Source organism: Acinetobacter sp. BMW17 (assembly GCF_001592855.1).
In the GTDB taxonomy this organism is placed as follows: Bacteria; Pseudomonadota; Gammaproteobacteria; order Pseudomonadales; family Moraxellaceae; genus Acinetobacter; species Acinetobacter johnsonii.
This window is the reverse complement of sequence record NZ_LSOD01000021.1, coordinates 80,004-90,115: the sequence shown is the minus strand read 5'-3', so window position 1 is coordinate 90,115 and position 10,112 is coordinate 80,004. Positions and strand designations below refer to the sequence as shown.

At 38.1% G+C, this 10,112-nt stretch carries 8 protein-coding genes; 3 read left to right on the top strand and 5 right to left on the bottom strand.

Annotation, left to right across the window (positions count from 1 at the left end; genetic code table 11):
• The first annotated feature begins 254 nt into the window (after positions 1-254).
• The 3 genes from AXW61_RS06320 to AXW61_RS06310 all read left to right on the top strand — a co-directional run bounded on the left by AXW61_RS06320 (position 255) and on the right by AXW61_RS06310 (position 5,376).
• Positions 255-1,550 (top strand): M20/M25/M40 family metallo-hydrolase, encoded by a 1,296-nt coding sequence (locus AXW61_RS06320; protein ID WP_081408270.1) that lies wholly within the window; start codon positions 255-257, stop codon positions 1,548-1,550.
• A gap of 496 nt (positions 1,551-2,046) precedes the next feature.
• Positions 2,047-4,452 (top strand): YgiQ family radical SAM protein, encoded by a 2,406-nt coding sequence (locus tag AXW61_RS06315; RefSeq protein ID WP_062033364.1) that lies wholly within the window; start codon positions 2,047-2,049, stop codon positions 4,450-4,452.
• A gap of 381 nt (positions 4,453-4,833) precedes the next feature.
• A complete protein-coding gene (locus AXW61_RS06310; RefSeq protein WP_062033361.1) occupies positions 4,834-5,376 on the top strand; it encodes a DUF2726 domain-containing protein in 543 nt (180 codons plus the stop codon).
• A 59-nt stretch (positions 5,377-5,435) separates the two neighbouring features.
• Here the strand turns inward: AXW61_RS06310 and AXW61_RS06305 are convergent, their stop codons facing one another.
• From AXW61_RS06305 to creB, 5 genes are all read right to left on the bottom strand, one after another.
• Positions 5,436-5,792, bottom strand: coding sequence for a RidA family protein (locus AXW61_RS06305; RefSeq protein ID WP_062033358.1), 357 nt, complete (start codon positions 5,790-5,792; stop codon positions 5,436-5,438).
• A 78-nt stretch (positions 5,793-5,870) separates the two neighbouring features.
• Positions 5,871-6,104 carry a hypothetical protein gene (locus AXW61_RS06300; RefSeq protein WP_062033355.1) on the bottom strand — a complete coding sequence of 78 codons (234 nt, stop codon included), beginning with the start codon at positions 6,102-6,104 and terminating at the stop codon, positions 5,871-5,873.
• 111 nt (positions 6,105-6,215) lie between these two features.
• Positions 6,216-7,649: a cell envelope integrity protein CreD gene (gene creD, locus AXW61_RS06295; RefSeq protein WP_062033352.1), complete on the bottom strand. Its 1,434-nt coding sequence runs from the start codon at positions 7,647-7,649 to the stop codon at positions 6,216-6,218.
• A 161-nt stretch (positions 7,650-7,810) separates the two neighbouring features.
• Positions 7,811-9,280: a two-component system sensor histidine kinase CreC gene (gene creC, locus AXW61_RS06290; RefSeq protein ID WP_062033350.1), complete on the bottom strand. Its 1,470-nt coding sequence runs from the start codon at positions 9,278-9,280 to the stop codon at positions 7,811-7,813.
• 4 nt (positions 9,281-9,284) lie between these two features.
• Positions 9,285-10,001: a two-component system response regulator CreB gene (gene creB, locus AXW61_RS06285; RefSeq protein ID WP_062033347.1), complete on the bottom strand. Its 717-nt coding sequence runs from the start codon at positions 9,999-10,001 to the stop codon at positions 9,285-9,287.
• Positions 10,002-10,112 lie beyond the last annotated feature (111 nt).

Sequence of the window (10,112 nt, the reverse complement as noted above, 5' to 3'; positions counted from 1 at the left end):
TCATCGCCAGCTCATTAATTCAAATCCCCCTCCGCTAATCGCTGAGGGGGATTTTTTTATGCTGAAAATATTAAATAATATACGAATCAATCGTCTAATTTATATTTAGGATTGCTTTATACATACTGATTTACTTATTTATCGATCATGACATTTAATCTACCCAACATTTTTGTTTTAAGATTTTAAAAATATTGGATAGTCGATCAAATGTTCATAGTTTGTTAATAATATCTTTAAATGGAATAATGAGTATGTCTAATAAAATTCAATATCAACTGAAAAAACTTCCTTTAATCTCATGTGCGTTGTTGAGCTGTTTGGCTTTTGGGCAAGTACATGCTGTATCTAATGATCAGGTCAAACAACTGGTTGAATCAGAAAAAAAGAATTATTTAAATACTCTAGAGGCTTTAGTCAATATTGAGTCGGGGAGTAAAGATTTTGTCGGCGTGAATAAGATCGCTAAATATGTCGCCGAACAATTAAAAATGACAGGTGCTGAGGTCAGTATTGTAGAAGCTAAAGATATATATCGTATGGATGATACACCCCAACAGACTGGTCCAATGGTAAAAGCTGTTTTGAAGGGTAAAGGCAGCAGTAAAATTATGCTAATTGCTCATATGGATACGGTGTATTTAACAGGGATGTTGAAAGACCAACCTTTTAAAATGGAAGGGGATAAAGTTTTTGGTCTCGGAATTTTAGATGATAAACAGGGGGTTGCTGCGATTATTCATACGCTTGATCTTTTGAAAAAGTTGAATTATCAAGATTATGGCACGATCACAGTCTTACTTAACTCCGATGAGGAGATCAGTTCGCCAGGTTCACGCAAACTGATTACTGAAACTGCACAAGACCAAGATGTGGTTTTGTCATTTGAAGGTGGTGGTAAAGACGGCAGTTTACGTTTAGCCACCAGTGGGATTGGTGCAGCGTATTTAGAGGTTCACGGGAAATCTGCACATGCAGGGGTTAAGCCTGAAGCAGGCATAAATGCACTGACAGAATTATCACATCAAATCTTACAGTTACAAGATTTATCGAATCCTAAAACAGGGTTGAAATTAAACTGGACTGTAGCGAGTGCAGGTAAAGTGCGTAACGTGATTCCAGACCTTGCGACTGCACAAGCAGATGTTCGTGCTTTGCAAGTTAAAGATTTTCAGCAAGTGGAACGTGTATTACAGGAAAGGATTAAACGTAAAAAGTTAGCTGATAGTGAAGTTAAGTTAAAGTTTGAAATGCGTCGCCCACCTTTAATGGCAAATCCACAGGCAAAAAAATTGGCTGAACAAGCACAGCTTATTTACAAAACTGATTTTAACTTACCAATGAAGGTCTTAGCTGAAGCAACAGGTGGTGGTACAGATGCCGCATTTGCTGGCTTAAATTCGAAAGCAGCGATTTTAGAAGGAATGGGCTTATCTGGTGATGGTGCACATTCGAATAATGCTGAATATATTTTGGTCGAAAGTATTGTGCCGCGTTTATATTTAGCGACAAAGTTGATTATGGATTTATCGACCGCTCAAAAAGAATAAAGTTGGTATGAAAGAACTCAACTGATTTGAGTTTTTACATCATGAAAGATGGTGTTTATTTTTAGCAGCATCTTTCGTTAATTTAACTATAAGAATCTTTTAAGGAAATGGATGAGATCTTAAATAAAAACTATATAAAGTGAGGGATATTCTGAGAGATTGGCATAGCTATAGTTGATATTACTTTTTCATTCTTTGCTGCATAATTCAGCTGAATCTGTTGGGTCTCGGTATAGTGTTTACTGTCCCAAATGATTGGACATGGGTCTTTATTCTTTAAGGAATGAAGGGCTAGCTTTTTCGCTCTTAGCTGTCAAATTGTTTCTTTTTAAATGAAAACTTCGAAATTACGTTTGCACAAAAAAATAAATGATAACGTGCTGTATATGATGATTTTTTAACCAAGCAAGCTGAATGTAATTCATGGTAAAATGATCGGCTTTCATCTTTGATCTTTATTTGAGATCTTTCATCTGCCAGCCGAGAATTGCTAGCCATGTCTACTGCTTATACTATGCAGACCGCGCCTAAAGCGTTGTTTGATTACGACAAATATTGGGCGTCATGTTTTGAACCTGCGCCATTTTTGCCGATGTCGCGCGAGGAAATGGACCAACTCGGTTGGGATAGTTGTGACTTTATTTTGGTCTGTGGTGATGCGTATATCGATCATCCATCATTTTGTTCGGGCATTATTGGCCGTACTTTAGAAGCACAAGGCTTCCGTGTCGGGATTATTGCACAACCTGATTGGACTAATGTTGAAGCATTTCGAGTTTTGGGTAAGCCCAATATCGCTTGGGGTGTGACCGCTGGGAATATGGATTCGATGATCAACCGTTATACGGCTGATCGTAAAATTCGTTCTGATGATGCCTATTCGCCAGATAATTTACCCAATAAACGTCCAGACCGTGCAGCAACCGTATATTGCCAACGTGTACGTGAAGCATTTCCAGATGTACCTGTATTGTTAGGTGGAATTGAAGCGTCTTTACGTCGTATTGCGCATTATGATTATTGGTCAGATAAAGTCCGTCGTTCAGTGTTGATGGACTCAAAAGCCGATCTTTTGATGTATGGTAATGGTGAGCGTTCAATTACTGAAGTAATGCATCGCTTAGCCAAAGGCGAAAAAATTCACGAAATTACAGATGTTCGTGGCACGGCATTTATCGTGAATAAATTAAACCGTCCATCTAAAGCCAAGTTTGTGGAAATCGCATCGAATGATGTGGATGCCATTGGCCGTGTTGATCCGATCATCAATCCTTATGTGATGACTGAAGATTTAGATGGCTGTGAAATTGAAAAAGATAAGGGTAATTCTTTAACCCAATACCAAAATTTCCAAAAAGAAATTGTGACGAATCAAATTGTTCGTGAAGGGGATCAACTCGATCCTGATACACAAATTGTGCAATTACAGCCGTCTTCAAAGGCAATTAAACATAAATTACCGCCGCGTGAACTGGCTGTGATTCGTTTGCCTGCATTTGAAGCAGTGGCAGATGATCCCGTTTTATATGCACATGCCAACCGTATTTTGCACCTTGAAACCAATCCGGGAAATGCACGTGCTTTGGTACAAAAGCATGGCGAACGTGATGTTTGGTTAAATGCACCGCCAATTCCGTTAACCACGGAAGAAATGGACTATGTGTTTGATTTACCTTATGCACGTCTACCCCATCCTGTGTATGGGGATGCTCGTTTCCCAGCATTTGACATGATCAAGTTCTCTGTCAATATCATGCGTGGTTGTTTTGGGGGCTGTACCTTTTGTTCGATTACAGAACATGAAGGGCGTATTATTCAAAACCGTTCAGAAGAATCAATTTTACGTGAAGTTGAAAAGATTCGTGATACTGCACCCGGCTTTACTGGCATCATTTCTGACTTGGGTGGGCCTACAGCAAACATGTATCGTTTGCACTGTAAAGACCCTGAAATTGAAAAGAACTGTCGTAAACCATCCTGTGTTTATCCGGGTGTTTGTCAAAATTTACATACCGATCATGCACCTTTAACGCAGCTATATCGTAAAGCACGCGCCATTAAAGGCATCAAAAAGATTCTGATTGGTTCGGGTCTGCGTTATGATCTAGCGGTGTTAAACCCTGAATATGTCAAGGAATTGGTACAGCATCATGTCGGTGGTTATTTAAAAATTGCGCCTGAACATACCGAAAAAGGTCCATTGTCTAAGATGATGAAACCAGGCATCGGGACCTATGATCGTTTCAAGCAAATGTTTGATCGTTTCAGTAAAGAGGCAGGTAAAGAGCAGTATTTAATTCCGTACTTTATCGCAGCACATCCAGGTACGACTGAATATGACATGATGAATTTGGCGATTTGGTTGAAGAAAAATGGTTTCCGTGCCGATCAGGTACAGACTTTCTATCCATCGCCAATGGCAACCGCGACCACCATGTATCACACGGGTAAAAACCCATTAGCCAAAGTGGCGCGATATACTGAAGATGTGGATATTGTGAAAGGTGAGAAGCGTCGTCGTCTGCATAAAGCCTTCTTGCGTTATCATGATCCAAACAACTGGCCATTATTACGTGAAGCTTTAAAAGAGATGGGCCGCCAAGACTTGATTGGTAATTCGAAACAGCATTTGATTCCAACCTATCAACCGCAAGGGACAGAAGGTCAGTATCAGTCTGCTCGGAAGAAAAACTCAACCGTGGATGGCGATTCGCAAAAACGTAATGGTGATAGCCGTAACCAACAAGCGAAAAATCAATCGCGTCCATCAAATACCAAAAAGCGTCCTGAGCGCGGTCAGATTTTAACGCAGCATACAGGTTTGCCGCCGCGTGAAACAGGTGATACCAAGAAGCCATTTGGACATTCAAAATCAAAACCGAAGTCTAAGTCACGTGCTTAATCGCAATTGAATATAAAAAAGGATGCTACGGCATCCTTTTTTAGGATCGATCTTTTTATTGCGTTAGCAAAATAGCTCAAAGATTGGCTTTTCTGCCATCCGTCGGGAAAATTGGGTCAATCCGAAGAATCATATTGCACGTGAATGAATCACTCTATTACAGTGTAGATAGGCTAAAGAGCCAAAATTTCATTCGGATTAAAACAAAACGTGTTACAACGGATGACATTGCAAAAAATTGTTTAGTTTTATCAGCGTTTGTTTGATTTTAGCTTTAGTTTTTTTATTGCGTGGTTTGGGTAAATGGTCAGTAGGTTATACTGATCGGATAAAAATCGGTGTGATACCGAAAATTATAATAAAGATGAAAAGGATACAAATATGACAACTTATATAGTAATTGGTAGCGTGTTGTTGATACTGGTCATGATTTTAGCGAGTAAAGCGTTGATCCCTAAGACCAAGCAGCAAGATAGTGCATTAAGACAACGTGCTATTTTTAGTATGCATGAACAACTGACTTATACTCGTTTGCAAGAAATTTTACCGCATCATACTGTGCTGGCACATGTATCTTATGATGCCTTACTCACAACAAAGTTTTCGCGTACACGAAATAAATACCGCAATTTGGTGGCTGATTTTGTCATTGTGGATAGTGCACAACAAGTTTTGGCAGTGGTTGCTTTAGAAGATCCGCTTTCACTGAAACGTCCACAAAAGGCACAGTTTCAGGATGCGATCCTTGATATGGCTGGCTATAAAGTGATTCGTTATGAAGAAGTGCCTGACTATCATCAGTTACGTGAAGATTTTTATGGCGATCTCTATGCCTCATCGCGTTTGACTAAAGATACGCGTGTGGCCAAAAAATATGATTACTATAATGCAGCACAAACTCGAAAATTACGTCTGATCGGCTAACTGAATCTCAGCGCGCATCATAAAAACATAAAAATCATGTTTTTATGATGCATGTATTTTTATGCAGGTTTCACTGCAACAACGGTTAACTCTACCAATACTCGTGGATCATAAAGTTTAGCTTCAACACAGGTACGGGGTAATGCATCAATATCTACAACCCAAGCATCCCATACTTCATTGAACGCTGCATAGTCATTTTCAATGTCTTTTAAATAAATCGTCACCGATAAAATATGACTTTTATCTGTGCCTGCATCAGCAAGAAATTGGTCGATTATGTCCAATGTTTGCTGCGTCTGCCCTTTAATGTCTAAATCGAAGTCAGATGCCAGTTGCCCTGCTAAATGAACGAGATTTCCAGCAATTGCAATTTCAGAAAAGCGATTTGAGACATGCAAACGTTGTACAGCCATAATATTTCTCTAACATGATTCATTATCTAAAGTTTACGTGATCGAGAATATTCTGCAAACCTAGTTTGTTATCAACAGTTAAGTTTGTGCTGATCTTGCCAGTGGGTCAATACGAATCAGAGACTTATTTTGGAAGATCAATACACAATTGTATTCGGGACAGACAATAAGGTTACCTAGGTTTAAGAAACGAATTTGAGCCATTCTGAGCCGATTTAAACAATATGCAATCGAACTTTGCAAAGGACAGTATTGTTGGAGCTGTATCACTTTTTGAATATAGGTCGCAATATAGGTAGTTTGGGTTCGCATGATCAATCTCGATATTCGATTGTTATTTCATTGTTTTCGTTCAATTACGGATGGCATGTCACCATCCGCAAATGCCTAAGTTTTAAACCACTTATCTAGTTAAAATTAAATCTATTCTGAATTAGAAGGGGTATAAGGTTTGAGTGTTGGTGTAGGTTTATTCCCAATGCTGTACCAATCAATATGACGCGTAATAAACATGACGACTGCGAGGATAATGAACGAGATCACTGAGCCTATTAAGAAGGTCTTACCTGAAGATTGCAGTAACATATACATGATGCTGTATAAGGTCATTAAGATGATGCTAAACAAAGCAGCAGCTTTAAATCCTTTCATCACAAAGTATAGGTACCATGTCATTAAGCCGATACAGGCCATCGCTGCTACGATATATGCCCATGCAAAAGCATAATATTCACTGATCGAAAGAAGTAGAACAAAGAATATACCTTGCGCCATTGCCACCAATGAATATTGGATAGGGTGGATTCTCAAGCCTTTAAGCACTTCGAATAAGAAGAAGCAACCAAAGGTGATGATGATAATCACAATGCCATATTTAATCGCACGATCTGTTTGAGTATAAACATTTACGGACTCTAAAAATTCAGCAGATAGACCAACTTTCTCGTGATTTATTGGCGTATAACCTACTGTTTCAGCATAACTTTCTTTTTGTAAATAATTGCCTTGAACAAATTGGCGAGTACAATCATCGCTTTCACAATGGATGAATTTATTCAGGTTGTGATGGCCAATGGCAATGTTTTTCCATTGTGCATTGAATTGTTGTTGAGTACTGGTTTTGTCATAAGGTAAGTTTTGACCATCGTATTTAATATCTGCCCAATTGCCTTTAGCCTGATAAGTGACGCTACGACTGGTTGGAATTAAGGTAAATTTACTTAAACCCGTTAGATTTGCTGTTAAATTAAAGTGGAAGCCATTTTGAATTACACTTATCAATTCAGGATATTTCTTGGCAGAGATATGCATAAAATCAAAACTTGAACGATCACTACCTTGCGCACTCATTTCAAAAGCATAATTTTTATTGAGTATTTTAAGTATAGGTTGCTGATCTAAACCACGCGGGTCATGTACAGGGAAAATAATTTCTGCACGATCCCAAAGATAGGTTTTATTTTCTAGCTGAGTTTTTTGGAAGATTCCTTTCGCTGTTAAATTGGCTTGATAACTAATTGCGCGATAAATTGTGCGTTTGTAGGTATCGTCTGAAACATTAAAGTTTGATGTCCATTGAGTACTATCAGCGCCGATATACATCCAGTTTTTTTCTGTGCATGGATAGGATTTTTTCTGTTCATCCAAACAGGTTTTCTGTTCTTGATACGGAACTTGTATATAAGGTGCGACGACGGTTTGTGGGCTGATATTATTTTGCGAAATTTCTTTGAGAAATGCTTGTTGGTAAGCTTGGCGTTCTGAAACAAGACTGGTAATAAAAAATAAGCCGATCCAGAAAATGGCGACCAGTATGATGATTGCAATGATTTTAAGACTAAGGAAATGAGAGCGCATAATGATTCCTGATGATTTGTTTTTTTCAGGATTGAGTATGTGAAAGTGAGATGGTTTTTGTTTGAGTTGGTTTTGATTTTTATGTGAAGTTTAGGTGAAGCTTTACGAGTTTATTGGAGTCATTCATGCTAAGGTTTTATTAAAAAACTTATAGAACTTCGTTAAGGTAAAACAATACTGACCAATACGCCTTGCTGATGCGGTTGAATAATAGCAATGTTATTTTCCTGAATATTTTGAATTTGAATTTGCCCATGATGTTGTTCAATCACTTGTTTGACAATGCTTAAACCAATGCCCGAACTGCGTTGTTGAGTAATAGGACGGGGTAATGAAAAATAAGTATCAAAGACTTGTGAGAGTGCATATTCAGGTATCCATTCACCTTCATTAAAAATCTGTAATTGAATGCTTTGGTGAGCTTGACGATGCAATTGAATGAGGATTTTCGAAGATTCTGCCGAGAAATCTAAAGCATTGTCTAAAAGATTGGCAATGGTTTGTTGTAACCAAAAACGATCTGCTTGAATTATACAATTCGCTTCGATATCCAATAAACATTGAATTTTTTTACTTTGTAATTGGCTTGCTTGTTGATCTAAAACCTGTTGTATCAGCTCAGATAAGTTAAAATTTTGAAGTTCGATTTGATGTTTGGATTTTTCTAAACGTGTAAGCAATAACATGCGATCAATCAAAAGTTTTAAACGTTGGCTTTGTGCATGAATGTGCTGTGCAAATTGTTGTTGATCATTTAAAGGCAAATCTTCTTTGAGTAACTCGGCACTGGCTTGAATCGCCGTGAGTGGGCTTTTTAATTCATGGGTTAAAGTATTGACATAATGTTCTACATAGGCTCGATCTTCGAGTTTTTCACGCATATTTTCAACAGCTTGAGCAACTTGATTCAGTTCTTTCGCTGAACGGAAATAAGGGGTTTGATTCACAGGAGCAAGTGCCTGAGCGTATTTTCGAACTCGGTCTATACTGTGTTTGAGCCAATAGGCCACCAAACTGGCAAGAAATAAACTGAGTAAAGTAATCCATGCAGCTTGGCGCAGTAATTGATCTTCTGCACGTTGAATATAAGGTTGTACAGAGCTATTCGGTTTACCAATACTCACCACACCAATCAATTTTTGTTGCTGATTTTGAGCAGTTTGATAATAGATTGGTGCAGCGATAAACATGGTACTGCTATTCGGATCCCCCTCATAACTGCGGGTTGAACGTACGCCGTATTTACCTTGAAGTGTTAGATAAACATCATTCCAACGAGAATAATCCTGTCCAGTGGCGATGCCTTGTGAATCATAAATCACAAGGCCTTTTGCATCGGTAATATAGATTTGTTGGTTAATTTCTTTTTTATTATGTTGCCAAATATTGGCATTCAGTTTTCGATTCAGTGCATTTTGAATTTTTGCATCAAATTGTACTGTGTTGACTTTATTCTCATACACATCTTCTGCCACTAACATGGCGATAATATTGGCATTTTCAGCGAGCGTGTCTTCAACGACTTGGCGAACATTGGGTTTTACTTGTTGGTTGAAGGTGTAGGACATAAACCACAACCCAAGCAAGATAATTAAGCCAAAGAAAAACCAAATACGGATAAAGATCGACATAGTGCTATAACATCCGTTTTAGGCTATAACCAAAACCACGATGTGTTGTGATTGGGTCATATTCAGCTGAAATTTGTTTGAGCTTTTGTCTTAAGCTTTTGATATGAGTATCGACAGTACGTTCTAAGCTATGTTCAGGATGCTCCCAAATATGATCCATCAATTGTTGACGACTAAAGACTTGCTCAGGATGATCGATTAACAATTTTAATAAGCGGTATTCATAACGAGTGAGTTGTAAGGCACTGCCTTGATAATGAATTTGCAGTGACTCATCAATACATTGCCAAGTTTTTGCAGTTATTGCTTGTGTCTCAATCGTGCTTTGAGCAGGTTGTAATTGGCTTTGTATGTCCATTCTGCGCCAAATGGCTTTAATACGAGATACGATTTCGCGTGAGCTAAAAGGCTTGGTACAGTAATCATCTGCGCCAATTTCCAGTCCTACAATTCGATCAATTTCATCATCTCGTGCAGTTAAAAATAGTAATGGAGTATGGTTAAACTGAAGAATTTTTTTACACACATCAAAGCCGTTTATATCGGGTAAACCTACATCTAAGATAATAAAATCAAAAGTTTGCTGTTGAACAAAAGTAATGGCTTGAGAGCCAGTATTAGCCCAAGTGACTTGCCATTCTTCACGTTCGAGTGCATAGCGTAAGGGCATGAGAATGGCGGCATCATCTTCAACACAGAGAATCTGTTTTTTATTATTCATTGGTCTTTGAATATTGTTAAATCATTTTGAGTGTACTGAATTTCTTTTTTTTAGACGAATGAATTTTAAGTGAAATTGAAATGAACTTTGTAATGATGTGAGAAATATTGA

Bases quoted from the DNA above. Each gene is read 5' to 3' on its own strand.
- creD (WP_062033352.1), bottom strand. From the start codon at position 7,649: ATGCGCTCTCATTTCCTTAGTCTTAAAATCATTGCAATCATCATACTG.
- creC (WP_062033350.1), bottom strand. From the start codon at position 9,280: ATGTCGATCTTTATCCGTATTTGGTTTTTCTTTGGCTTAATTATCTTG.
- AXW61_RS06300 (WP_062033355.1), bottom strand. From the start codon at position 6,104: ATGCGAACCCAAACTACCTATATTGCGACCTATATTCAAAAAGTGATA.
- AXW61_RS06320 (WP_081408270.1), top strand. From the start codon at position 255: ATGTCTAATAAAATTCAATATCAACTGAAAAAACTTCCTTTAATCTCA.
- creB (WP_062033347.1), bottom strand. From the start codon at position 10,001: ATGAATAATAAAAAACAGATTCTCTGTGTTGAAGATGATGCCGCCATT.
- AXW61_RS06305 (WP_062033358.1), bottom strand. From the start codon at position 5,792: ATGGCTGTACAACGTTTGCATGTCTCAAATCGCTTTTCTGAAATTGCA.
- AXW61_RS06310 (WP_062033361.1), top strand. From the start codon at position 4,834: ATGACAACTTATATAGTAATTGGTAGCGTGTTGTTGATACTGGTCATG.
- AXW61_RS06315 (WP_062033364.1), top strand. From the start codon at position 2,047: ATGTCTACTGCTTATACTATGCAGACCGCGCCTAAAGCGTTGTTTGAT.